This is a genomic window from Paraciimarium castrense LEGE 11436 (genome assembly GCF_056633055.1).
Genome location: NZ_JBSJOW010000012.1, coordinates 1 through 22048, shown reverse-complemented (window position 1 = coordinate 22048; position 22048 = coordinate 1). Strand labels below are relative to the sequence as shown.

Below are 22048 nucleotides of genomic sequence, written 5' to 3'. Positions count from 1 at the left end.
ATCGAGGACGTCGAACCATCCCCGCTGCGGCAAGCGTCCTGCAGCGATCGTCATGGAGGAAGCGGGATACCGGGCGATGGTAACAATGTTCTGCGGCATCGCGAGGTTGGCCGCAATGGGCTGAAACCCCAGCTCAGGCCAGGCTTTTAAGTATTTATTCTGATCCTCGCCCCCTGGGTCGCGGCCGGGCGCCAGGATGCGGTGGGCCTCCGCGGTGCCCCTGGCCCATCCCCGCGCACCGTTCAGCCACCCGGCCCAGCTGCCCAGCACGCCAACCTTTCCTCCTCCTTGAACTCTGCCGTGACGACCGCTGCCAACCCCGATGGCCTCAGCACGGGGCCATCCGATCTGCTGGAGCAACCGGTGCTCGGCTCCCGTCGACCCTCCAACCTGCTGATGGCCATGGCCGTGAGCCTCGGCGGCGTGGGTTTTCTGCTCACCAGCCTGTCCAGCTACCTGGCCCGGGATCTGCTGCCGATCGGCCACCCCGCCGAGCTGGTCTTCGTGCCCCAGGGGCTGGTGATGGGCCTGTATGGCACGGCAGCCGTACTGCTGGCCACCTACCTCTGGACCGTGATCGGCCTCGACGTGGGCGCCGGCAGCAACCGCTTCGACCGCCGCGCCGGCACCGCCACGATTCGCCGCCAGGCCTTCCGCCAGCTGATCGACGTGGAGATCCGGCTGCGGGACATCCAGGCGGTGAAGGTGGAGGTGCGCGATGGCCTCAACCCCCGCCGCCGCCTGGCGCTGAAGCTGCAGGGCCGGCGCGATCTGCCCCTCACCCGGGTGGGCGAGCCCATGCCCCTTGCCGACCTGGAGCAGTCCGGCGCCCAGTTGGCCCGCTTCCTGGGGGTGCCCCTGGAGGGCGTATGAGCGGCCTCTCCCGCCGCCTGGCCACCCGGCTGGCCCTGGGCGCGCTGCTGATGCTCACCCCCCTGGTGCTGGCGGCCTGCACCCCGAGCGGTTCCAGCTCGACTCCCCAGGGTTGTGCCACCGCCACCACCCCCTGCCTGGAGGGCCCAGCCACGGTGACGCTGCAGACCAGCCGCGGTGAGGTTCAGCTGCAGCTCGATGGCGACGCGGCGCCCCTCAGCGCTGGCAATTTCGTGGATCTGGTGCAGCGTGGCGTTTACGACGGCACCGTGTTCCACCGGGTGGTGCGCGAGCCCACCCCCTTCGTGGTGCAGGGCGGCGATCCGGCCAGCGCCAACCCGGTGGTGCCTCCCAGCCAGTACGGCAGCGGCAGCTATGTGGACCCCGCCAGCGGTGAGGCGCGCCTGATTCCGCTGGAGCTCAAGCTCAGCGAGGAGCCCGCCCCCCGCTACGGCGAGACGATCACCGCCCCAGGCGTGACCCGTCAGCTGGCGCTGGCCCACCAGCGCGGCGCGGTGGCGATGGCCCGCTCCGCTGATCCCAATTCGGCCAGCGCCCAGTTCTACGTGGCCCTGCAGGCCCTGCCTGAACTGGATGGCCGCTACGCCGTGTTCGGCCGGGTGAGCCAGGGCATGGAGGTGGTCGACCGCATCCAGCAGGGCGACAAGATCATCAAGGCCAGCGTGGCCTCAGGCGGCAAGCTGGTGAAGCCCGGCTCCTAGGGGCTTCAGGCGGGGACCCGCTTGTTGGAAGCGGTGACCCGCAGGAAGGCAGTGTTCACACCGGAGGCCCGCTCCAGGGCCACCTTGCCGGTGCGGGCGATCTCAAGGATGCCGTAGGGGGCCATCACCTGCTCGAGGGCCACCAGCTTGCCGGGATCGCCCACCACCTCAAGGGTGAGGGCCTCATCGGCCACATCCACCACGTTGGCGCGGAACACCTGCACCAGGTCGAGAATGGCGCCGCGGTTGTGCGCCGGGGCGGCCACCTTGAGCAGCATCAGCTCCCGCTCCACCGAGGGGATCTGAGAGAGGTCGATCACGCCCAGCACGTTGACCAGCTTGTCGAGCTGCTTGGTCATCTGGGCCAGGGTGCGGTCGTCGCCCTCCACCACCATGGTGAGGCGGGACATGCCTCCCCCTTCGGCCGGCCCCACCGCCAGGCTCTCGATGTTGAAGCCGCGGCGGGCGAACAGGCCGGAGATGCGGCTGAGGGCCCCGGATTCGTCTTCCACCAGCACCGAGAGGGTGTGCTTCATGGCTGTGGGATGGGAACCGGGCAGGTGTCACCAAGCTACCCGTCGGCACTGAAGCCCTTGCCTGCTCAGGGCTCGCCCGCCGCTGCGCCCTGGGCGAGCTGCTGCAGCCAGGGGATCACGGCGGCGTGGAAGGGTCCGGGGGCCTCGTCATGGAGGCAGTGGCCACAGCCCTCCAGGCTGTGCAGGGGCAAGTCGGGGCGCAGCCGCAGCAGGGCCTCCCCCACCTGGATCGGCACCAGTTGGTCGCGCGATCCCCAGACCAGCAGCAGGGGCCGCCGCAGGCGCGGCACCAGGGAGGGGGCCGTGGCGCCATGGGGACGCAGGGCCATGGCGATGCTCATGGCGCGCAGGCTGCGCACCGCACCGGGCCGGCGGGCCGGGGTGGCGATCAGGCGTCTCAGCTCCCGGTCGCCGATCACCGGGATGGCATAGGAGAGTTGGATGCCCAGGGCCAGCAAGGGCGAGTGGGCCAGCAAAGGCACCAGCAGCTCCAGGGGCAAGAGCCTGCAGAGCAGCACCACCACCTGCCGCTTGAGGCGGCGCCGCCAGGGACGTCGCCGCGGCGGACGCGGCCGGCTGCGGCCCATCAGGGCCGGGTCGGGCAGGGTGGCCGCCACCACGGCACGCACCCAGAGCGGAAAGAAGGTGGCGCAGCTGGTGGCCACGAGGGCGCCGAGGGAATGGCCCACCAGCACCGCCGGCCCGCCCACCACCTCCTGCAGGAAGGCCTGCACCTGCCTGGCCCAGAGGCGGTTGTCGAGGCGTCCGGCGGGAAGCCGGCCAGGGCCCGGCTGCTCGGAGGCGCCGAAGCCGATCAGGTCCAGGGCATACACCGCCCAGCCTTCAGCGGCCAGGGCGGCTGCGTTGTGGCGCCAGTGGCCACTGGCGGCCCCGAAGCCATGCAGCAGCAGTACCGCTCCCAGCACGCCGCCCTGGCGCTTGAGCACGTCGTCGGGAGGGTCGAGCTGGCGCCAGTGCACCGCCAGACCGCGCCAGATCCAGGTGCCGTGCTCCCCCCAGTCCACCCCTGTGCGGGGCGAGTGGGAATGGGGGGCCAGCCCTGAATGCGGCACTGCCTCAGCCGGGGGGGAAGACAAGGGAGGTGCGGTGGCCCCCGGGGCCATCAAGCGAAGCTCAAACGTAGGCCGCGCCTGGCGCTGGCCGTGGGGCCGGCTCGTCCAGCCGCCAGGATGGTTCCCACCAGCGCGGCCAGACGGGTGAGCGGCAGGCGATTGAGGGCAGCACCGGCAGGCCCTGGCCGATGAGGCCGGCCAGGGCCGATGCCGCCCCGGAGGCCTACCGGGAAGGGGGTGTGAGCCTGCAGCTGGGGCCGGGATTCTTCCGGCCTGAATCGCGGCCCAGCCGCGACCTGGGCGTGCTGCTCTGCCGCAGCCTGGTGGCCTGCGGGGAGGGCCCCGGCGCCTACCCGCCGGTGCGGGTGCTCGATCTGATGGCCGGCTGTGGGATTCGCAGCCTGCGCCTGGCCATGGAGGGTGGAGCGGCCTCGGTGTGGGCCAATGATGCCGATCCCGAGCGCCTGCCGCTGCTGCGCGCCAATCTCGCCAACCTGGCGGCCTTGCCCCACCACTGCACCGCCCTCACAGCCCAGAAGCTGCTGGCGGGATGCCTGCTGCGGGAGCAGCGCTTCGAGCTGGTGGATCTCGATGGCTTCGGCTCGGTGGGGGGGCTGCTGCCCCTCGCCCTGGAGGCCGTGGCCTTCGAGGGGGTGCTGTACCTGGCCAGCACCGATGGCCGCTCCCCCACCGGCCACGACCGCCTCGCCGCCATCCGCTCCCTGGGGGCGGCGGCCCGGGCCCACCCGGCCAGCTGGGAGCTGGCGCTGCGGCTGCAGATCGGCCAGGTGGCGCGGCTCGCCTGGGCCCAGGGGCGTGGCGTTGAACCCCTGTTCAGCTTCAGCGAGGGGCGCACCTTCCGCACGGCGATCCAGCTGCGCCGCCGGCCCCGGGCCGGTGAGGAGCAGCAGCTCGGGCTTCTGGCCCACTGCCATGGCTGCGGCGATCAGCAGCTGCAGAGCTTGCTGCGGCTGCGCGGCTGGGCGCCGTGCCTCTGCCCTGGGGATCCCCAGCGCCTGGGCGGCCACCCCCTGGCGATTTCCGGCCCCCTCTGGCTGGGCCCGCTGCAGAACGGGGCCTGGCTGGAGCGCCTGCAGCAGGCTGCCCTGGCGCTGCCTCCCGGCTGGCAGGCGCCGGCCAGCCAGCGATTGTTGCTGGCGCTGCTGGCCGACCCCGGCCTGCCGGCCCGCTGCTGGCCGATGGCCGAGCTGGGGCGCCGCCTCCCCGGCGGCTCGCCGCGGCTGGCCCGCCTGCTGGAAGCCCTGCGCCAGGACGGCTGGTGCGCCCACCGCAGCGGCGTGATGGCCGGCATGCTGCGCAGCGATGCGCCCTGGGCCCGGATCCTGGAGCTGGCGGCGGCGCTGGCACCGCCAGGGCCGAACTGAGGCCACGCCGCGCTAAAACTGGTGTCACAACGCGCCCCCACCATGGCCTCGGAGATCTTCGGTATCGCAGCCCTGTTCTGGGTGCTGATCCCCGTGGGCCTGGCCGGCGGCGCCCTGCTGCTGCGCTTCGCCGACGAAGACTGAAACCCCCAGCCGCTGCCGGTCTCGCCGATCTCGCTGGGCTGAGCCGGCCCCTAGGCTCTCAGCCGATTGAACGAGCGGCATGCAGGTCTTGGTGGTGGGCGCAACGGGCACCTTGGGGCGCCAGGTTGCTCGCCGGGCCCTCGATGCAGGCCACCAGGTGCGTTGTGTGGTGCGCTCCCCCCGCAAGGCCGCCTTCCTGCAGGAGTGGGGCTGTGAGCTCACCCGGGGCGACCTGCTGGAACCAGCCAGCCTCGATTACGCCCTGGAAGGCCAGGAAGCCGTGATCGATGCGGCCACCGCCCGGGCCACCGATCCCGGCAGTGCCTATGACATCGACTGGGGCGGCAAGCAGAACCTCTTCGCCGCCTGCTCCCGCGCCGGCGTCAAGCGCCTCGTGTTCGTGTCGCTGCTGGATGCGGCCCGCCACCGCGAGGTGCCGCTGATGGACATCAAGGCCTGCACGGAGGAATGGCTGGAGGCCTCTGATTTCGAGTACACGATCCTGCGCGGCGTGGCGTTCATGCAGGGCCTGATCAGCCAGTTCGCCATCCCCGTGCTGGAGGGGCAGACCGTGTGGGTGAGTGGATCGCCCACGCCGATCGCCTACATGAACACCCAGGACATGGCCCGCTTTGCGGTGGCGGCCCTGGAGCACCCCGAAACCGTGCGCCGGGCCTTTCCGGTCGTGGGCCCGCGGGCCTGGATCACCGGTGAGATCACCCAGCTCTGCGAGCGGTTCACCGGCAAGGATGCCCGGGTGTTCCGGGTGCCGCCGACCCTGCTCTCGATGATGCGCGGCCTCACCAGCTTCTTTGAGGCCAGCCTCAACGTGGCCGAACGGCTCTCCTTCGATGCCGTCACCGGCGGTGGCGTGAAGCTGGATGCGCCAATGGAGGAGAGCTACGCGACCTTTGGCCTCGATCCCTCCGAAACCACAGGCCTGGAGGCCTATCTGAAGGAGTACTACGACACCATTCTCAAGCGGCTCAGGGAGATGGAAGCCGATCTCGACAAGGACGCCAAGAAGAAGCTGCCCTTCTGACGGCCCTCCCCATTATCACTGGTTCGTCTGTACTATGACGGGCTGAAGCGTCTCGCCGATGTCGGTTGCCCAGATCAAGAACCTGCAGCGCCGCCTGGCCAATCTCGAGACCGAGGCCGGTGAGGCCCTCACCAGCGCCTGCGGCCACGAGCTCTGGCAGAGCCTGGGTTTCGATGCCTTTGACAGCCTGGAAGATCCGGATCGCCGCGCCCGGGCCAACTACTACTACGGCCAGCTGCAGACGGTGCGGGAAATCAAAGACTGCCTGGGCTGAGCCCACTGCGCCTCTGGCCGCTGAGCCTCTGGCCAAACCCCCTTACCCGCCGCCACCAGCCCGTCCCGATTTTCCGCCGCCGGCCCGGCCGCCCCGACCGGGTGAGGGGCGCCCCAGGCGGTTGAGGCGCCTCTGTTCAGCAGCCGTCAAGTGACGCCACTGGCCCGGGGCCAGATCGCTCAGGTTCAGGGGCTCCTGACCATCCATCAGGTCGATGGCCACCCGCACCAGGCGCAGGGTGGGCAGCCCCACCAGGGCTGTCATGCGCCGCACCTGACGGTTGCGGCCCTCCTGCAGCTGCAGCTCCAGCCAGCTCACTGGAATCCTGGCCCGCTGCCGGATCGGGGGGTGGCGCGCTGGCAGGTCGGGTTCAGCCAGCAGTTGCACCCGGGCGGGCCTGGTGCCCTGCCCCTGGAGCAGCACGCCGCGGCGCAGCTGCTCCAGCGCGCCGGCATGGTCGCTGGCCTGGCCCTCCACCTGAACCCAGTAGGTGCGCCAGTGGCCAAAGCTGGGATCGGTGAGACGCCGCTGCAGCTGGCCGTTGTCGGTGAGCAGCAACAGGCCCTCGCTGTCGGCATCGAGGCGACCGGCGGCATAGACCCGCGGCACCGGGATGAACTCGGCCAGGCAGCGCCAGCGGCTGTCCGGCTCTGGGGTGAACTGGCTCAGCACCCCGTAGGGCTTGTGGAAGAGAAGGGTGGTCAGCGCGGCATCAGGACTGGCGGGCGTTCCAGAGGTTGACCACGCCGATTGAAATCAACAACAGGCCAAGATCCAGGCTGAGCGGGGGAAGGATCATGGCGTTGGGGGCTGGTGCAGAGGTGGCGCAGACCCTAGGCCCTGAGCCCAGCCCCCTGGCCGGGGTGCGGCCCAGTGACGCCTAAGCTACAGAAAGCTGTTGCTTCGCCTGGCCGCTTCGCTGCATGATTGAGACCTCCGGTGTGATTGAGAAGGAACAGGGCAACGGGTTCTACCTGGTGACACTGGAGCAGCCGGCTGGCCACCAGTGCCTGTGCCGGGCGGCGGGCAAGCTCACCAAGTTCCGGATCAAGCTGCTGGCAGGCGACAAGGTGCTGGTGGAGATCAGCCCCTACGACCTCACCCGCGGCCGCATCACCTACCGGGAGCGCAACGTCGGCGCCACGGGGCCCCGCGCTGGCGGCAACCGTCCCGGTGGCCCGCGGCGCCGCTGAGCCTAGGCCCGCTCAGCTGCAGCCTGCTCAGACGGGTACAGCCAGCAGCGCTTCGATGGCGGCCTTGAAGGCACTGCGCTGTTTCACGCCCTTGAACTGCTGCTGCAGCTCCTTGCGAAAGAACAGCTGCACGGTGGGAGTGCCAGTGACGCCGGCCTGCACGGCGATCTCCTGATCGGCCTCGATGTCGATCTCCACCCCCTGGGCGGCGCCGCCCAGTTCGTCGAGCACGCGCTTGAGCTGGGGCTTGAGCACGTGGCAGGGCCCGCAGGTGGGGGAGGTGTACACCACCAGCAGGGGCTTGTCGCTGTCGTGGTAGAGCTTGCGGAGGGCATAGCCGCCCTTCTGCCAGAGGGCGGCGGGATCGAAGTTGGCCTCGTCGCTCACGGCGGTGCGCTTCGGCTCGCCCACTGTTTGCGGATCCACGGGAGTGTGGCTCACGGTGGTGGCGAGGTTGTGGTGGGTGAGCCAGCGCTCGGCGGCGAGGGCGGCCTGACAGCCGCTGCCGGCGGCGGTGACGCCCTGGCGCCACTCGGCATCGGCCACATCGCCGGCGGCGAAGACGCCCTCGAGGCTGGTTTCGGGCCGGCCGGGCCGGGTCACCAGGTAGCCGAGGCTGTCCACCTCCAGCTGATCCTTCACCAGGCGGGTGTTGGGGGTGTGGCCGATGGCGTAGAAGAGGCCCTTCACGGCCAGCTCCTCGCGGCCGTCGGCCTGGGTGTCCTGCAGGGTGAGGGCGCCCAGCCAGTCCCCGCCGCTGCAATCGAGCACCTGACGGTGCCAGTGCACGCTGATGGCGGGATTGGCCAGCACCCGATCGGCCATGGCCTTGCTGGCCCGCAGCTGGCCCGAACGTACAATCAGGTGCACCTGGCTGCCGTACTTGGTGAGGTACACAGCCTCCTCACAGGCGGAGTCGCCGCCGCCCACCACGGCCACGGGCTCGTTGCGGAACTGGGGGGTGGCGCCGTCGCAGATGGCGCAGGCGCTGATGCCGCGGCTCCAGAACCGCTCCTCACTGGGAAGCCCCAGCCGATTGGCGCTGGCGCCGGTGGCCAGGATCACGCTGTGGGCCATGTAGGTGACGCCATCGGCACTCACCCGGTAGGGACGCTGGGAGAGGTCAATGGCGGTGGCATCGGCGAGCACCAGCTCGGTGCCCCAGCGCTCGGCCTGGGCCTTCATCCGGTCCATCAGATCGGGCCCCAGGATCCCATCGGGAAAGCCGGGGTAGTTCTCCACGTGGGTGGTGGTCATCAGCTGACCGCCTGGGATGCCGCCGTCTTGAAACCCGGTGATCAGCAGCGGGCGCAGGTTGGCGCGGGCTGCGTAGATGGCGGCGGTGTAGCCGGCTGGGCCGGAGCCCACGATCACCAGGTTCTCGATCTCTGGCCGGCTCTGGACGGCGGGGCTGCTCTCAGCTGACACGGCTTAGGCGGAGTGACTATGAGTTACAGCCTAAGGGACGGGGCGGCCCGCTGCGTTCACAGCTCCAGGATGCCGTCGATCTCGGGATTCACGGCCTTGTTGAGGTTGTGGGGCACCATCAACATGCCCAGCTCCAGCAGCTGCGGATGGTCTTCCACGCCAAGCAGCCATTCACGGAACTCTTCGGTGAGGGCGTAACTCTCTTCGTAGTGCTCCAGAGCGTCGAGGGTGGCCCGGCGGGCCAGGGCCCAGCTCACGGCAACGGTGAGTCGGCGGTTCAGTGGAGCATCCATGATCCCGACCCGAATTCCCTTTGTGGCACCACGTTGGCGGCTGCCGTGCCGAATTGAGGTAGTGGTTGACACAACGTCGTGAAGGCATCGTCCCTTCGGCCCATTTTGGCAAGTGTTTTGCTCAAATCCGTACAGCTTTGTGGTGAAGGGCTCCGCAGGCGGGTTGCTCAGGCGGCTCTGGCTGGCCGCTTCAGGAAGCCAGGCAGTTCGGGCCCTCGCAGATGCAGCATCTCGCCCGCCTCTTCGCGAATCGCCTCCAGGGGCAGCTGGCCCCCCGCGGTCTTGCCCGCCCCAGCCGCTGCCGCTGGCGTGGAGCGGCTCCGCAGCAGATAGGGCTCGCTCAACGACCAGCTGCGGGCGTAGCTGATCAGCAGGGGATCGGCGGGGGCAAACACATAGGAGGGGTGGCGCGGAATGGCTTCCAGGGAGGCGCGGCTGGCCTCCATGCGCACGGCCCTGGTGATCGCCTGCACGAAGCGGCTGCGGGTCACCACGGTGGTGAGGTAGGCCACCACCCGCAGCCGCGGCGCATCGAAGCCCTCAGCGCACATGTCGATGCTCACCAGCCAGTCGGCCTCCCCCGCCTGGAATGTCGCCAGCCGTTCCGCCGCCTGAGGGTCCTGGGAGTGCACCAGATGCACCCGATCACCCTGTTCCCGCAGCAGGGCACTGAGCTGGCCTGCATGGGCGATGTCCCGGGCGATCACCAGCCCGCCCGCCTCGGGGTGCTCGCGCCGCACCCGCTCGAGGCGATCGCGGGCGCGCAGCAGCAGCCGCAGGGCGATGCTGCTGGAATCACCGAGGCGGATGGCCCGCCGCAGGTTGCGGGCCCGCCAGCTCTCGCGGGCCTCGGCCGAGAGGGGCGAGGTCTCGGTGTCGCCGTGCTGGAGCGGGTTGGTCTCGATCGGGCGGCCATGCTCCACCCAGCCGTCCTGAAAGCGGAACTCCAGCGGCCGCACATCGCCGGCGGCGATCAGGGCCCGGGGCTCCACGCTGAGGTCGGGGCGGATGTGCTCCACGGTTTCATCGCCTTGGCGCGCCTGAATGCGGCGGGCAGAGCAGAAGGCCAGGTTGTCGGCCCGGAAGGGGGTACCGGTGAGGCCCAGCCGCAGGGCGGCGCCGGCAGTGAGCCGGCTGAAGGCCTGGCCCCAGGCCGCCGCCTCCGGTTCCTCCGGATCGATGCCGAGGTGGTGCACCTCATCGGCGATCGCCAGCCAGCGCCCCCCTCCGATCGCGCCGGGGCCGCCAGTGCTCCAGGGGTCACTCCAGGCGGCCTCGAGGCGCTGCCGATAGCGGGCGGCGGCCTGGTAGCTGAGCACCAGACCCTGCCGCGGCTCCCCGGCCTGGGGGGGCTCCAGGTCCTGGTCGGGGCTCCAGAGCTGCAGCTGCAGGCCGAGCCGCACGGCGGCCGCCTGCCATTGGCTGGCGATCGTGGTGCGGTGGCAGAACACCAGCAGATGATCCAGCCGACCCTCCGCCTGCAGGCGCTGGAAGCTGAGCAGGGCCCCGAGCGTCTTGCCGGCGCCGGGGCCGGCATGGATCAGCACGTCCTGGCCGCCGGCGGGCGCCTGGACCAGGCGGGCACGCAACAGCTGGATCAGCTGGCGCTGCCACTGACGCGGACGGATCGGCCAGGCGGCGACCGAACCGTTCCCCGCAGGCAAGGTGAAGGAGGGGTGGGCCATGGCACTCCTGGAGCCTGCATTGTCCCCCCGAAACGCCGATGCAAATAGGTGTTCTCGCTGATGGGCAGGTTCTGCAGGCTGCCTAGCTTCCGGGTGAGCGGTAGTCGAGTGCGGCCATGGTTCCTCCTCCCCGGATCCCGATCGCCTCGTTGTCGTGGCGCCGCCGCCACCTGGAGCTCTGCTGGCTGCTGGAGTGCGACATCGACCCGCTGATCCTGCGGGCCCGCCTGCTGCACCGCTACCGGGCCGAAGCCCTGGCCCGCTGCATTGAGCAGGAATTGCTGCCGATTGTGTAGCGACGCCGATCCGGTGGTGTGTCCAGGGCATCCCAGGTGGGCATGCCCGCACATTGCCCCCCGATGCGTTGCCGCCGCAGCCGACTGGCTTCCTAATACAGACAGGACCATGTGCAGCGCCGGTGTCCCTGTCTCCCCCCCAGCTCCTGATTCAGCGGGAAGTCCACCCCGGCGAGGCGCGGGTGGCCGCGACCCCGGAAACCGTGCAGCGACTCAGCGCCAAGGGCCTGAGCATCGCCGTGGAGGCCGGGGCGGGTGAGGCCTCCGGCTACGGCGATCAGGCCTATGCCGCCGCCGGCGCCGAACTCCTGGCCGCTGACAGCCCCAGCTGGGAGCACCTCGATGGGGTGCTGTGTGTGCAGCCTCCCTCCCAGAATCGCCTGGAGCAGCTGCGCCCCGGTGCCCTGCTGGTGGGCCTGCTGGCCCCCTACGGCGCCGATGCCCTTGTGGGAGCCCTCAACCGCCGTCAGGTGTCGGCCCTCGCCCTGGAGTTGCTGCCCCGCACCAGCCGCGCCCAGACCATGGACGTGCTCTCCTCCCAGGCCAACATCGCCGGCTACAAGGCGGTGCTGCTGGCGGCGGCGGCCCTGGATCGCTACGTGCCGATGCTGATGACGGCTGCCGGCACGATCCAGCCGGCCCGCACCCTGATCCTCGGAGCCGGCGTGGCGGGCCTCCAGGCCCTGGCCACCGCCCGCCGTCTCGGTTCGGTGGTGTACGTGAGCGATGTGCGCGCCGCCGCCCGCGAACAGGTGGAGTCTCTGGGGGGCCGCTTCGTGGCACCGCCCGAGCGGGACGAGGCCCCGGGGGAGGCCGGCGGCTATGCCAAGGCGGCCAGTGAGGCCTTCCTGGTTGCCCAGCGCCAGCAGCTCGAAGAGCAGCTCGCCCAGGCCGACATGGTGATCTGCACGGCCCAGGTGCCTGGCCGGCCGGCGCCGCGTCTGATCAGCGAGGCGATGCTGGATCGGCTGCGCCCCGGGGCGGTGGTGGTGGACCTGGCCGTGGGCCAGGGCGGCAACTGCGCCTGCACCGTGCCCGGCCAGACCGTGCTGCGCCATGGCGTGCAGCTGATCGGCGCCGATGCCCTGCCCAGCAGCGTGCCCAACCACGCCAGCGCCCTCTATGCCCGCAACGTGGCGTCCCTGCTGGAGCATCTGCTCAGCCTGAACCCGTCGCCCCCGCCCGATGGCGCCGCCGCTGGCGAGGCCGTGGCGCCTGCCGCCAGCTTCGGCTTCGACCGGGAGGATCCGATCGTGGCGGGCTGCCTGATCACCCATGCAGGCCGCTGCTGGCGCCCCGATGTGGTGGGCGTGGCCGCCGATGAGCCCCAGCTGGCGGGGGTGGCCTGATGGGCAGCCTCTCCGAATCGCTCTGGGTGCTGCTGCTCGGCAGCCTGCTGGGGCTGGAACTGATCGGCAAGGTGCCCCCCACCCTGCACACCCCCCTGATGAGCGGCGCCAACGCCATCAGCGGCATCACCGTGCTGGCCTCGCTCACCCTGATTGCCCAGGCCGGCGATGCCCCGGTGCTGCTGTTGCTGGGCTCCCTCTCCCTGGGCTTCGCCCTGTTCAACGTGGTGGGCGGCTTCCTGGTGACCGACCGCATGCTGGCGATGTTCGCCCGCAAGCCGCGCTGAGCGGTGTTCACGCCACCGCCACCGCCACCGCCACCGCCTCCGCCTGCCTCCCTACTCCTAACCCGAACCTGATGGACACCCTCAGCGCCGCGTTCCCCGTGGTGATCGACCTGGCGGCGGTGCTGCTGCTCGCCCTGGGCCTCAAGGGCCTGGCCAAGGTGCGCTCGGCCCGCTCCGCCAACGGCCTGGCCGCCCTGGCCATGGGCCTGGCGGTGGCTGGACTGCTGATCCAGCTGCGGCCCGAGCCGATCGCCTGGGCCGGCATCGGCGCCGGCGCCGCCGTGGGTGGCCTGGCCGGGCTGATCACCGCCCGCCGGGTGCCGATGACGGCCATGCCCGAAATGGTCGCCCTGTTCAATGGCTGCGGTGGCCTCTCCTCGCTGCTGGTGGCCGTGGGGGTGGCCCTGTTCCGGGCCGATGCCTCCAACCTGGTGTCCCAGGTGTCGATCGCCATCTCGGTGGTGGTGGGCTCGATCACCTTCAGCGGCTCGATCGTGGCCATGGCCAAGCTGCAGGGTTGGCTCGGCACGCCGGGCTGGACCCAGAGCGGCCTGCGCCACGGCGTCAACATCGCCCTGGCGGCGGTGGCCCTGGGGGCGGCGGTGCTCCTGAGCAGCTCTGGCGGGCCCACGCTGCTGGCGGTGCTGGTGGTCAGCTCCTGCCTGCTCGGCATCGGCCTCACCCTGCCGATCGGCGGCGCCGACATGCCGGTGGTGATCTCGCTGCTGAACAGCTACTCGGGCGTGGCGGCGGCGGCGGCGGGCTTCGTGGTGGGCAGCCAGCTGCTGATCGTGGCCGGCGCCATGGTGGGCTCGGCCGGCCTGATCCTCACCCAGGTGATGTGCACGGCCATGAACCGCTCCCTGGTGAGCGTGCTGTTCGGTGGCGCCCTGGGCGTGGCGCCCAAGGTGGGCGGTGGCGGCAGCGAGGCCGGCTACACCCGCATCACCAGCTGCAGCCCTGAGGAGTGTGCCCTGGCCCTGGAGAACGCCGAGCGGGTGGTGTTCGTGCCCGGCTACGGGCTGGCCGTGGCCCAGGCCCAGCACGCCCTGCGCGAGCTGGCCAAGGTGCTGGAGGCCAACGGCACCGAGGTGAGCTATGCGATCCACCCGGTGGCGGGGCGCATGCCCGGCCACATGAATGTGCTGCTGGCCGAGGCCGATGTGCCCTACGAGCAGCTGCAGGAGATGGACGCCATCAACCCCGAGTTCCCCCGCACTGACGTGGCGATCGTGCTCGGCGCCAACGACGTGGTGAACCCCGACGCCAAGACCGACCCCACCAGCCCCCTCTACGGCATGCCCGTGCTGGAGGTGGACCAGGCCCGCCAGGTGTTCGTGGTGAAGCGCAGCCTCGGCGCCGGCTACGCCGGCATCGCCAATGGCCTGTTCGAGCTGCCCCAGACGGCGATGGTGTTCGGCGACGCCAAGGTGGTGCTCAACGGCCTGCTCTCGGAGCTGCGCGAGCTGGGGGTGGGGCGGCAGAAGGTGGCCTCCTGAAGCGAAGGGTCTAGCAAGTCGGCGCCAGGCGGGTCCGCTTTCGCTGACATTCGTGACCCGAATGTGACCGGCTGTCAATCCCCTTGAGACACTCCGTTACGTTCAAGGCACCGTCCTTCAACCCGGACTCAGCGCCCTGCTGTCCCAGGGACCCATACCCACAACCACACCCTTAGCAGCATGACGATCCAGCAAGGCCAGATCGTGCGGCTCACCAGCCAGCCCGACCATGCCTATCAGTTACTCAGCCTCGATGAAGACTCAGACCGTTGCTGGGTCCGTCGATGGCCCCTCTCCCGCCAGGGCTCACCTGCCTTCGATGTGTCTCTGGACCAGGTGAAGGTGATCGATCTGGCCGCCTCCTGACGGTCGTCTTTCGGTTCCTGAGCACGCCGGCCGAACTACTCTGGCGCGCTGGCACCAGCTGTCTGCCCCCTGCCAGCAGCCAAGACGGCCGGCGACCCCCTTCCTCCCGGCTGCTGGAGCTCCCGATGGTCCGCGAAGCGTGTCCCCCCCGGCTCGGCAGTTCCTGGCCCGGCGGCCGCTGGCCGTGGTGGGGGCCCGATCTGCAGACGCTGCGTGACACGCTGCAGCCACTGCGGCTGCCAGAAGACGGCGCCGCCACCCTCCACTTTCCGCTGAATTCCGTCGCAGGGGCGCCGAGAACCCGGCCGTTGGATCAGCCCCAGGCTTTGGTTGGCCTGAGCGTTCCTCCGAACCCTGCCACGGCGACCCCCCCCTCCCTGGTGGTGCTGCTCCATGGCCTCGGAGGCAGCAGCGAGGCCCTCGGAGTGCGGCGCCTGGGCCAGGTCCTGGCCGGGGCCGGTTTCGGCGTGCTGCGCCTCAACCTGCGCGGGGCGGGCCCAGGCCGGCGCTTGGCGGCGGGCACCTATGCCGCCGCCTGCAACCGCGACCTCCTGCCCGTGCTGCACCAGATCGCTGCCCTGGCTGCTCCGGCGCCGCTGCTGGGGGTGGGGCTCTCCCTGGGGGGCACGGTGCTGCTCAATGCCGCCCTGGCCGAGCCAGGCCTGCTGGCTGGGTTGGTGTGCGTCAGCAGCCCCCTCGATCTGGCGGCCTGCTCCGACCAGATCGGCCGGCCCCGCAACCGGCTCTACCAGCGCTGGCTGCTGCGCCGCCTGATTGCCCTCACCCTCGAAGACCCCTTCGGTTTCGACCCCGCCGAGCAAGCGGGGCTGCAGGGACCGGGGGCCCCCGGCTCCATCCGCTCCTTCGATGCCGCTATCACGGCACCGCGCTGGGGCTACCCCAGCGTCGAGGCCTACTACCGCGACGCCTCCCCGCTGCAGCGGCTGCTGGCGGGCGCTCCCCTGCCGCCGACCCTGCTGGTGCATGCCCTGGATGATCCCTGGGTGCCCGCCACGGCCACCCAGCAGCTGGCTGCCGCTGCTCCAGGTGCCCCATCTGCTGAGGTGGTGCTCACGGCGGGGGGCGGCCACAACGGCTTCCATGGCCGCGGCGATGGCCCCCGGTCCACGTGGGCCGATCAGCTCACGCTGGGCTGGCTGCAGAGGCTGCTGGGCTGAAGGGCTGCCGCCGCAGGATCCACTCCTCGATGGGCACGCCGCCCACCACGTGCTCCCGCACGATCCGCTCGATCCGCTCCGGCGTGACGGCCCCGTACACAATCCCCTCCGGCCAGAGCAGCAGGATCGGCCCCTCGCTGCAGATGCGCAGGCAGTCGGCCTTGCTGCGCAGCACGATGCCGCCGGGGCGGGCCGGATCCTCCAGGCCCAGCTCCCGCACCAGGCGTTTGAGCACATCCCAGCTGGCGGCCCCCAGGGCGGGATCGGGGCAGCAGAGCGCCTTGGTGGGCGTGGCGCAGAGCAGCAGGTGGTGGGCGATCGGGGCTTGGACCACGGGCATGGCAGCGATCAGGCCGGCAGGGCGGCTGGCGTGCGGGCGCTGAGCTGGGCGGCGGCCTCGTGCACCGCCTGGCGGGCCCAGGCGTCGATCGCCAGCACGTCGTCCAGGGATGGCCTGGCGGTGAGGTCGGCCCGGTGGCGGTCACACACCCGCTCGATCAGGCGCGGAATGTCGAGGAAATGCACCTGCTCCTCGAGGAACAGGGCCACGGCCTGCTCGTTGGCGGCATTCATCACCGCCGGCATCGTGCCGCCGGCCCGGCCGGCGGCATAGGCCAGGGCCATGCAGGGATACTTGGCTGGCTCCGGGGCGCGGAAGCTGAGCTGGCCCACCTGCGTGAGGTCGAGGCGGCGCCAGGGGGTCTCCAGCCGGCCCGGCCAGCTGAGGCAGTAGAGGAGCGGCAATTTCATGTCTGGCCAGCCCAGCTGGGCCAGCACCGAGGAATCGGCCAGCTCCACCATCGAGTGGATGATCGATTGCGGGTGAATCACGATCTCGATGTGGTCGTAGTCGAGCCCGAACAGGTAGTGGGCCTCGATCACCTCCAGCCCCTTGTTCATCAGCGAGGCAGAATCCACCGTGATCTTGCGGCCCATGCTCCAGTTGGGGTGGCTGGTGGCATCGGCCACGGTGGCACGGGCCAGGTCAGCAGCGGGCCAGTCGCGGAAGGCCCCGCCGCTGGCGGTGAGCTGGATGCGGCGCAGGCCCGGGGTGGGCACGCCGGTGGAGAGGCGGGCGGTGTCGGCCCAGGGGGTGCCCTGCAGGCACTGGAAGATGGCGGAGTGCTCGGAATCGGCCGGCAGCAGCCGGCTGCCGGATTTGGCCAGTTCCGGCAGCACCACCGGCCCGGCGGCGATCAGGGTTTCCTTGTTGGCCAGGGCCAGGTCCTTGCCGGCGCGGACCGCCGCCAGGGTGGGCAGCAGGCCGGCGCAGCCCACGATGCCGGTCACCACCAGGTCGGCGCTGGGCCAGGCGGCCACGGCGCAGAGGCCGTCGAGGCCCCCCAGCAGCTCGGGCAGACGCGCCGGCTGGCGGGCCGGATCCAGGGCCGCCAGCCGCTGGCGCAGCTCCGCCACCCGCTCGCCATCGGCCAGGGCCACCGCCTCGGGGGCATGGCGCAGGATCTGCTCCAGCAGCAGGTCGAGGTTGTTGCCGGCGGTGAGGGCCACCACCTTGAAGCGGTCGGGAAACTCGCAGGCCAGCTGCAGCGTCTGGGTGCCGATGGAGCCGGTGGACCCCAGCACGCTGATGGCTTTCACGGCAGGGCTCCCTAAGGTTGCGGCGCTCCAAGTGTCCCACTGATTCCCCCATGGCCCGCGCGCCCTCCTTGCCCTACGTGCTGCTGTGTGGCCTGGCCATGGGGGCCGCCGATGTGGTGCCGGGGGTTTCGGGGGGGAGCATGGCCTTCATCCTCGGCATCTACGGCCGCCTGCTCGAGGCGGTGGCCGGCTTCGATTTGGCCTTCCTGGCTCTGCTGGGCCGTGGCGCCTGGCGCGAGGCGGCGGCGCGGGTGCAGCTCAGCTTCCTGCTGCCCTTGCTCACGGGGCTGCTGGGGTCGGTGCTGCTGCTGGTGCGGCCGATCACCTGGCTCTATGCCGACCACCGGGTGCTGCTGTTCGCCTTCTTCTTCGGCTTGATCGTGGGGTCGATCGTGCTGATCGCCCGCCACGCCCACTGGGGCGCCTCCGGCCTGATCGCCATGGCGGCCGGGGTGCTGGGGGCGCTGCTGTTCGTCACCCGGGTGCCGGTGACCATGCCCCACGACCCCTTCACGATCTACTGGAGTGGCGCCGTGGCGATCATGGCGATGATCCTGCCGGGGGTGTCGGGCTCCTTTCTGCTGCTGGTGCTGGGCCAGTACCAGCATGTGATGGAGGCCGTGAAGGGGCTGCAGTTCGGCACCCTGGTGCCCTTTGCCCTGGGCTGCATCACGGGCCTGTTGCTGTTCGTGCGCCTGCTGCGCTGGCTGCTGCAGCGCTGGCACGGGCAGACCGTGGCCCTGTTGGTGGGCTTCATGGCCGGCTCGCTGTGGAAGATCTGGCCGTTCCGCGTCGTGCTCGAGAGCATCACCAACGCCAGCGGCAAGGTGGTGGTGCTGCGGGATGCTGTGGCCGGGCCCGGCAGCCTCCAGGCCCTGGTGGCCGCCGCGCTGCTGATGGCCGTCGGTGTGGCCCTGGTGGCGGGGCTGGAGCAGCTGCAGGCCCGCGCCGGCGGCCAGGAGATGGGCGCCTGATGGCCGGATGCCGGACACTGGGGCGATCGTCCTGCGCCCCATGACCCCTTTCCGCCCCAGCCAGCGCGGCAGGCCTCCGGAACACTGGGGCTCGGGCCTGGGATTCGTGCTGGCGGCCTCGGGCAGCGCCGTGGGCCTTGGCAACCTCTGGGGGTTTGCCTACCGGGCCTCCCAGGGGGGCGGCGCCGCCTTTGTGCTGCTCTACCTGCTGATCGTGCTGCTGGTGTGCCTGCCAGTGCTGGTGGCCGAGATGGTGCTGGGGCGAAGCACCGGGCACGCGCCGCTGCTGGCGCCGGTCACGGTGGGAGGCCGCCGCTGGGCGCTCCTGGGCTGGCTCTACATGGTCGCCGCCACGGGAATCCTCTCCTATTACGCCGTGCTGATGGGCTGGACGGGCCGCACCCTGCTGCATGCTCTGGCCGACGGGCTGCCAAGCGACATGGCGGCGGCCGAGGCCTACTTCACGGCGATCAGCAGCGGGGGTGATGCCGTGCTTGGCCACCTGCTCAGCCTGGCCCTCACCGGCGCCGTGGTGGCCGCAGGCATCCGTGGCGGCATCGAGCGGCTCAGCCGCTGGGGCATGCCGCTGCTGTTCCTGATGCTGCTCGGCCTGCTGCTGTGGGCCACCACCCTGCCGGAGACGGCCGCCGGCTACCGCACCTTCCTGCTGCGCTGGGATGCCGCCAAACTGCTCGACCCGGCCACGATCCGCAACGCCTTCACCCAGGCCTTCTTCTCGATCGGCACCGGCATCGGCGCGATCCTGGCCTACGCGGCCTACCTGCAGCGCCGCAGCCCCATTCCCCGCGAGGCCGCCAGCGTGGTGGCGATGGACACGGCCGTCGGGCTGATGGCCGGTTGCGTCACCTTCCCGGTGGTGGCGAGTTTCGGCTTGGGCGACGTGGTGAGCGGCAGCACCGTGGGCACCCTGTTCATCGCCCTGCCCACCGGTCTGGCCTCCCTGGGCCTGAGCGGCCGGCTCGTGGCCGTGGTGTTCTTCGCCCTGGCTTACATCGCCGCGATCACCTCCGCCGTGTCGCTGCTGGAGGTGCCCACCAGCTCCCTGATGGACCGGCTCGGCTGGAGCCGCCGGCGCGCCACCTGGCTGCTGGTGCTGCTGATCGCCCTGCTGGGGCTGCCCTCGGCCCTGGATGTGGGTGTGCTGGAGCGCATGGACGCGGTGTTCGGCGGAGTGGTGCTGATCAGTGGTGGCCTGGGGCTGGCGCTGCTGCTGGGCTGGGGTGCCCCGGCGCGCTTCCTGGACGATCTGCGCCAGTCCGGCAGCTCTGATGCCCTGGTGCGGCCCTTGCTCTGGGCCCTGCGCTGGCTGTCGCCGCCCGCCATCACGGTGGGCCTGGTGGTCTCGGTGCTCGACCTGGCCCGCAGTTGGAGCGGCTGAGCCCTGCCGGCCAGGGGTTTGACTGGCGCCAGTTGATTGCTGAACGATGGCGGCACGGCCGGGCTGGCTGCAGCGCTGGAATTTCATCGAACGCGCCCGGCTGGAGCGCAAGCTCTGGGACGCCTTCGAGGCCCGCGAGGACATCGAGGCCATGGTGCGCGACTGCCAGGACGCGGTGCAGGCCGGCGATGCCGGCCGCTCCTTTGAGCTGGAGGTGTGGCAGAAAACCCTGGAGCGGATCCGCCGCATCGAGCGGCTGATGGCCGATCAGTCACCGCCAAAGTGAGGCCCGCTGGCTCCGGCCAGGCGGCTCAGCTGCGCAGCCACTCGGTGTGGCCACCGGGGCGGTCGATCAGCTCGATGCCCTCGGCCTGGAGCTCGGCGCGGATGCGGTCGGCGCTGGCGTAGTCGCGGGCGGCCTTGGCGGCCCGGCGGCTTTCGATGCGGGCCAGGATCTCCGCCTCCTCGGGGGCTGCCGCGGTGCCGGCGGGGTTCTGCGGCGGGGCCGGGGCCTCTGGCTTCAGCCCCAGCACGGCCGCCAGTTCCTGCAGCAGGCCCAGCCGGGCCGCCATGGCGGGGCTGGCGACGGCCTCGGCGGCGCTGTCGTCGCCCCGCTCCAGCCGGTTGGCCAGGCTGCGCAGGGGCCGGCCCAGCTCGAACAGCGTGGCCAGGGCGGCTGAGGTGTTGAGGTCGTCGTCCATGGCGTCGGTGAAGCGCTCTCGCAGCGCCGCCAGCTCTGGCTCCAGGGCGCCGGGATCGCCTGCGCTGGGCACGGGGGTGATGGCGCTGTCGGCGCTGGGCTGGCCAAGGCCCAGGGCGGCATTGAGTCCCTTCCAGCCGGCTGCGGCGGCCTCCAGGGCCTCGCTGCTGAAATCGAGGGGCTTGCGGTAGTGGGCCTGCAGGGTGAACAGCCGCAGGGTCATCGGGCTCACCCCCGAATCCAGCAGGGCGCGGATGGTGGTGAAGTTGCCCAGCGACTTGGACATCTTTTCGCCGCCCACATTCACCATGCCGTTGTGCAGCCAGGTGCGGGCCAGGGGCTTGCCGGTGGTGGCCTCCGACTGGGCGATCTCGTTCTCGTGGTGCGGAAAGATCAGATCGGCGCCGCCGAGGTGGATGTCGATCGTGTCGCCCAGCTCCTCGCGGACCATGGCGGAGCACTCGATGTGCCAGCCCGGCCGCCCCTGGCCCCAGGGGGAGGGATAGCTCGGCTCGCCCGGCTTGGCCCCTTTCCAGAGGGCGAAATCAAACGGATGCCGCTTGCGGGCCTCTTCCGCCGTCGCCACCCGGCCGGCGGCGTTGTCCTGCTGTTCGCCGAGGTCGCGGCCGGAGAGCTTGCCGTAGCCGCCATGGCCCATCACGGCGAAATACACATCGCCGTCGGTGGAATAGGCCGCGCCCTTGGCCTCCAGTTCCGCAATCATGCGGCGGATCGCCCCGAGACTGCCCGTGGCCCTTGGCATGCGATCCGGGGGCAGGATGTTGAGGCGGGCCATGTCGGTACGAAACGCCTCGATGTTGCGCTCGCTCACCACCTGCATCGAGCTGCCCTCGGCGGCGGCACGGCCAAGAATCTTGTCGTCGATGTCGGTGTAGTTCTGCACGAAGGTCACCGCGTAACCGCTCCAGATCAGGTAGCGGCGCAGCACATCCCAGGCGATGTAGCTGCGGGCGTGGCCGAGGTGGCAGAGGTCGTACACCGTCACGCCGCAGCAGTAGATGCTCACTTTCCCCGCCTCCAGAGGCTCGAATGCCTCGACGCGACGGGTGAGCGTGTTGCTGAGCCGCAGGGTCACAAGACGAGATGGGGCGTTGTGTTGGGATCGTGGCACAGGCTCCCGGCAGCGCCGATCAGTTTTCTCTGACTCCAACCCAGGGCTGAGCGGTTCGTTCTGGCCCTGGGCGGCTTCATGCCGATGTCTCCGACCGCCTGACCAGCCCTGCCAACCCCCTGGCCTACTGGCACCTCGGAGCCGCCAGGCTCGGTGTGAACCCCCATTCCGGAGCGGCTCCACCGCTTCATCCATCAGCCTCAGCCAGCAATACGGCCCCGCAGGCAGCGTGCCCTGGCCTACTGGCAGCGGCAGCACGGTCTCAGTCGCCAGGCCGGTCTTTCCTGGATCCTCCACCTCGGGCGCAACCCCATGGATCGCATCCAGACCGCCTGCTCTGCAGGCAGCCCCAGGGCTGTCAGCTGCCAGCGGCGGGGGCCACAGCAGACGACCCCACGGCCCTGACCATGGGCGGATGCGGTGCCCCTCCTCGCTGTGGGGTGGCTGAACCCATCGGGCGCCGTCCCAGGCAACTCCGCAGGCTTGTTGCGAATGGAGGGCACTCACACTGCTATGGTGTTGAACTGCTCAGCGAGGGGAAGGCCGCGAGGCCAGATCCAAGCAGAGCAGGCTTACAGAGATTGGAGAGCGCCTGCGAGAGCGGTCCTTCGGTGCTGTAGG

Annotated in this window: 26 protein-coding genes; 16 read left to right on the top strand and 10 right to left on the bottom strand. The window is 70.7% G+C overall.

Going from position 1 to position 22048, the window contains the following annotated elements; genetic code table 11:
• A partial coding sequence (locus tag ACWJIO_RS13770) for a hypothetical protein (protein WP_480314347.1) occupies positions 1-270 on the bottom strand: 270 nt, incomplete at its 3' end.
• Between the two features lie 30 nt (positions 271-300).
• Between ACWJIO_RS13770 and ACWJIO_RS13765 the strand changes: the two genes are divergently transcribed.
• Together ACWJIO_RS13765 and ACWJIO_RS13760 are read left to right on the top strand one after the other, a co-directional pair.
• On the top strand, positions 301-873 hold the full coding sequence (locus ACWJIO_RS13765) for a photosystem I assembly protein Ycf4 (RefSeq protein WP_480314345.1): 573 nt from the start codon (positions 301-303) through the stop codon (positions 871-873).
• Complete coding sequence (locus ACWJIO_RS13760; protein WP_480314343.1) at positions 870-1595, top strand: peptidylprolyl isomerase; 726 nt, start codon at positions 870-872, stop codon at positions 1593-1595. Before ACWJIO_RS13765 ends, ACWJIO_RS13760 begins: the two co-directional genes overlap by 4 nt.
• A gap of 5 nt (positions 1596-1600) precedes the next feature.
• Here ACWJIO_RS13760 and ilvN read toward each other — a convergent pair whose 3' ends face one another.
• Both ilvN and ACWJIO_RS13750 read right to left on the bottom strand, forming a co-directional pair.
• Positions 1601-2131, bottom strand: a complete 531-nt coding sequence (gene ilvN, locus ACWJIO_RS13755; RefSeq protein WP_480314341.1) for an acetolactate synthase small subunit — start codon at positions 2129-2131, stop codon at positions 1601-1603.
• A 65-nt stretch (positions 2132-2196) separates the two neighbouring features.
• Positions 2197-3228, bottom strand: a complete 1032-nt coding sequence (locus ACWJIO_RS13750) for an alpha/beta fold hydrolase (RefSeq protein WP_480314339.1) — start codon at positions 3226-3228, stop codon at positions 2197-2199.
• 164 nt (positions 3229-3392) lie between these two features.
• Here ACWJIO_RS13750 and ACWJIO_RS13745 point away from each other — a divergent pair, with 164 nt between their 5' ends.
• The 4 genes from ACWJIO_RS13745 (at position 3393) to ACWJIO_RS13730 (ending at position 6049) form a co-directional block, all read left to right on the top strand.
• Entirely contained in the window at positions 3393-4589 is a 1197-nt protein-coding gene (locus tag ACWJIO_RS13745; protein WP_480314337.1) for a class I SAM-dependent methyltransferase, read from the top strand.
• Positions 4590-4631: 42 nt separating this feature from the next.
• On the top strand, positions 4632-4733 hold the full coding sequence (gene petM / locus ACWJIO_RS13740; protein WP_186700214.1) for a cytochrome b6-f complex subunit PetM: 102 nt from the start codon (positions 4632-4634) through the stop codon (positions 4731-4733).
• A 79-nt stretch (positions 4734-4812) separates the two neighbouring features.
• Complete coding sequence (locus ACWJIO_RS13735; RefSeq protein WP_480314335.1) at positions 4813-5775, top strand: NAD(P)H-binding protein; 963 nt, start codon at positions 4813-4815, stop codon at positions 5773-5775.
• A gap of 58 nt (positions 5776-5833) precedes the next feature.
• Positions 5834-6049, top strand: a complete 216-nt coding sequence (locus ACWJIO_RS13730; protein ID WP_480314333.1) for a hypothetical protein — start codon at positions 5834-5836, stop codon at positions 6047-6049.
• 42 nt (positions 6050-6091) lie between these two features.
• On the opposite strand, the gene ACWJIO_RS13725 is transcribed toward ACWJIO_RS13730, so the two are convergent.
• Entirely contained in the window at positions 6092-6754 is a 663-nt protein-coding gene (locus tag ACWJIO_RS13725) for a pseudouridine synthase (protein WP_480314351.1), read from the bottom strand.
• 218 nt (positions 6755-6972) lie between these two features.
• On the opposite strand from ACWJIO_RS13725, the gene infA reads away from it, so the two are divergent.
• A complete protein-coding gene (gene infA, locus ACWJIO_RS13720) occupies positions 6973-7242 on the top strand; it encodes a translation initiation factor IF-1 (RefSeq protein WP_480314331.1) in 270 nt (89 codons plus the stop codon).
• Positions 7243-7269: 27 nt separating this feature from the next.
• Here the strand turns inward: infA and trxB are convergent, their stop codons facing one another.
• From trxB to ACWJIO_RS13705, 3 genes are all read right to left on the bottom strand, one after another.
• Positions 7270-8670: a thioredoxin-disulfide reductase gene (trxB, locus tag ACWJIO_RS13715; protein ID WP_480314329.1), complete on the bottom strand. Its 1401-nt coding sequence runs from the start codon at positions 8668-8670 to the stop codon at positions 7270-7272.
• A gap of 56 nt (positions 8671-8726) precedes the next feature.
• A complete protein-coding gene (locus ACWJIO_RS13710) occupies positions 8727-8963 on the bottom strand; it encodes a hypothetical protein (RefSeq protein WP_480314328.1) in 237 nt (78 codons plus the stop codon).
• A 167-nt stretch (positions 8964-9130) separates the two neighbouring features.
• On the bottom strand, positions 9131-10648 hold the full coding sequence (locus ACWJIO_RS13705) for a DEAD/DEAH box helicase (protein ID WP_480314326.1): 1518 nt from the start codon (positions 10646-10648) through the stop codon (positions 9131-9133).
• Positions 10649-10764: 116 nt separating this feature from the next.
• On the opposite strand from ACWJIO_RS13705, the gene ACWJIO_RS13700 reads away from it, so the two are divergent.
• From ACWJIO_RS13700 to ACWJIO_RS13675, 6 genes are all read left to right on the top strand, one after another.
• On the top strand, positions 10765-10944 hold the full coding sequence (locus ACWJIO_RS13700; protein WP_480314324.1) for a hypothetical protein: 180 nt from the start codon (positions 10765-10767) through the stop codon (positions 10942-10944).
• Between the two features lie 122 nt (positions 10945-11066).
• Positions 11067-12293 carry an NAD(P) transhydrogenase subunit alpha gene (locus ACWJIO_RS13695; protein WP_480314322.1) on the top strand — a complete coding sequence of 409 codons (1227 nt, stop codon included), beginning with the start codon at positions 11067-11069 and terminating at the stop codon, positions 12291-12293.
• Positions 12293-12580 (top strand): NAD(P) transhydrogenase subunit alpha part 2, encoded by a 288-nt coding sequence (locus ACWJIO_RS13690; RefSeq protein ID WP_186699085.1) that lies wholly within the window; start codon positions 12293-12295, stop codon positions 12578-12580. The genes ACWJIO_RS13695 and ACWJIO_RS13690 overlap by 1 nt, the downstream gene beginning before the upstream one ends.
• A 71-nt stretch (positions 12581-12651) precedes the next feature.
• Complete coding sequence (locus tag ACWJIO_RS13685) at positions 12652-14079, top strand: NAD(P)(+) transhydrogenase (Re/Si-specific) subunit beta (protein WP_480314319.1); 1428 nt, start codon at positions 12652-12654, stop codon at positions 14077-14079.
• 180 nt (positions 14080-14259) lie between these two features.
• Positions 14260-14445, top strand: coding sequence for a hypothetical protein (locus tag ACWJIO_RS13680; RefSeq protein ID WP_480314317.1), 186 nt, complete (start codon positions 14260-14262; stop codon positions 14443-14445).
• A 125-nt stretch (positions 14446-14570) separates the two neighbouring features.
• Entirely contained in the window at positions 14571-15623 is a 1053-nt protein-coding gene (locus tag ACWJIO_RS13675; RefSeq protein WP_480314315.1) for an alpha/beta fold hydrolase, read from the top strand.
• On the opposite strand, the gene ACWJIO_RS13670 is transcribed toward ACWJIO_RS13675, so the two are convergent.
• On the bottom strand, positions 15589-15963 hold the full coding sequence (locus ACWJIO_RS13670; RefSeq protein ID WP_480314313.1) for a (2Fe-2S) ferredoxin domain-containing protein: 375 nt from the start codon (positions 15961-15963) through the stop codon (positions 15589-15591). The genes ACWJIO_RS13675 and ACWJIO_RS13670 overlap by 35 nt on opposite strands.
• 8 nt (positions 15964-15971) lie before the next feature.
• Positions 15972-17222 carry a 1-deoxy-D-xylulose-5-phosphate reductoisomerase gene (locus ACWJIO_RS13665; protein WP_480314311.1) on the bottom strand — a complete coding sequence of 417 codons (1251 nt, stop codon included), beginning with the start codon at positions 17220-17222 and terminating at the stop codon, positions 15972-15974.
• A 50-nt stretch (positions 17223-17272) separates the two neighbouring features.
• Here ACWJIO_RS13665 and ACWJIO_RS13660 point away from each other — a divergent pair, with 50 nt between their 5' ends.
• Genes ACWJIO_RS13660 through ACWJIO_RS13650 form a run of 3 tightly spaced genes read left to right on the top strand, consistent with a single transcriptional unit; the run spans position 17273 to position 19881 of the window.
• Positions 17273-18196: a DUF368 domain-containing protein gene (locus tag ACWJIO_RS13660; RefSeq protein WP_480314309.1), complete on the top strand. Its 924-nt coding sequence runs from the start codon at positions 17273-17275 to the stop codon at positions 18194-18196.
• A gap of 40 nt (positions 18197-18236) precedes the next feature.
• Positions 18237-19595, top strand: a complete 1359-nt coding sequence (locus tag ACWJIO_RS13655) for a sodium-dependent transporter (protein ID WP_480314307.1) — start codon at positions 18237-18239, stop codon at positions 19593-19595.
• 46 nt (positions 19596-19641) lie between these two features.
• Positions 19642-19881 carry a hypothetical protein gene (locus tag ACWJIO_RS13650; protein ID WP_480314305.1) on the top strand — a complete coding sequence of 80 codons (240 nt, stop codon included), beginning with the start codon at positions 19642-19644 and terminating at the stop codon, positions 19879-19881.
• Between the two features lie 25 nt (positions 19882-19906).
• On the opposite strand, the gene cysS is transcribed toward ACWJIO_RS13650, so the two are convergent.
• A complete protein-coding gene (gene cysS, locus ACWJIO_RS13645) occupies positions 19907-21391 on the bottom strand; it encodes a cysteine--tRNA ligase (RefSeq protein ID WP_480314349.1) in 1485 nt (494 codons plus the stop codon).
• Positions 21392-22048 lie beyond the last annotated feature (657 nt).

Excerpts from the sequence above, each read along its gene's own strand:
- ACWJIO_RS13705 (WP_480314326.1), bottom strand. The coding sequence starts at position 10,648 with ATGGCCCACCCCTCCTTCACCTTGCCTGCGGGGAACGGTTCGGTCGCC.
- ACWJIO_RS13700 (WP_480314324.1), top strand. The coding sequence starts at position 10,765 with ATGGTTCCTCCTCCCCGGATCCCGATCGCCTCGTTGTCGTGGCGCCGC.
- petM (WP_186700214.1), top strand. The coding sequence starts at position 4,632 with ATGGCCTCGGAGATCTTCGGTATCGCAGCCCTGTTCTGGGTGCTGATC.
- ACWJIO_RS13650 (WP_480314305.1), top strand. The coding sequence starts at position 19,642 with ATGGCGGCACGGCCGGGCTGGCTGCAGCGCTGGAATTTCATCGAACGC.
- ACWJIO_RS13675 (WP_480314315.1), top strand. The coding sequence starts at position 14,571 with ATGGTCCGCGAAGCGTGTCCCCCCCGGCTCGGCAGTTCCTGGCCCGGC.
- ACWJIO_RS13660 (WP_480314309.1), top strand. The coding sequence starts at position 17,273 with ATGGCCCGCGCGCCCTCCTTGCCCTACGTGCTGCTGTGTGGCCTGGCC.
- ilvN (WP_480314341.1), bottom strand. The coding sequence starts at position 2,131 with ATGAAGCACACCCTCTCGGTGCTGGTGGAAGACGAATCCGGGGCCCTC.
- ACWJIO_RS13655 (WP_480314307.1), top strand. The coding sequence starts at position 18,237 with ATGACCCCTTTCCGCCCCAGCCAGCGCGGCAGGCCTCCGGAACACTGG.
- ACWJIO_RS13685 (WP_480314319.1), top strand. The coding sequence starts at position 12,652 with ATGGACACCCTCAGCGCCGCGTTCCCCGTGGTGATCGACCTGGCGGCG.
- ACWJIO_RS13680 (WP_480314317.1), top strand. The coding sequence starts at position 14,260 with ATGACGATCCAGCAAGGCCAGATCGTGCGGCTCACCAGCCAGCCCGAC.
- ACWJIO_RS13745 (WP_480314337.1), top strand. The coding sequence starts at position 3,393 with ATGAGGCCGGCCAGGGCCGATGCCGCCCCGGAGGCCTACCGGGAAGGG.
- ACWJIO_RS13760 (WP_480314343.1), top strand. The coding sequence starts at position 870 with ATGAGCGGCCTCTCCCGCCGCCTGGCCACCCGGCTGGCCCTGGGCGCG.
- ACWJIO_RS13670 (WP_480314313.1), bottom strand. The coding sequence starts at position 15,963 with ATGCCCGTGGTCCAAGCCCCGATCGCCCACCACCTGCTGCTCTGCGCC.
- ACWJIO_RS13710 (WP_480314328.1), bottom strand. The coding sequence starts at position 8,963 with ATGGATGCTCCACTGAACCGCCGACTCACCGTTGCCGTGAGCTGGGCC.
- ACWJIO_RS13730 (WP_480314333.1), top strand. The coding sequence starts at position 5,834 with ATGTCGGTTGCCCAGATCAAGAACCTGCAGCGCCGCCTGGCCAATCTC.
- ACWJIO_RS13735 (WP_480314335.1), top strand. The coding sequence starts at position 4,813 with ATGCAGGTCTTGGTGGTGGGCGCAACGGGCACCTTGGGGCGCCAGGTT.
- infA (WP_480314331.1), top strand. The coding sequence starts at position 6,973 with ATGATTGAGACCTCCGGTGTGATTGAGAAGGAACAGGGCAACGGGTTC.
- ACWJIO_RS13690 (WP_186699085.1), top strand. The coding sequence starts at position 12,293 with ATGGGCAGCCTCTCCGAATCGCTCTGGGTGCTGCTGCTCGGCAGCCTG.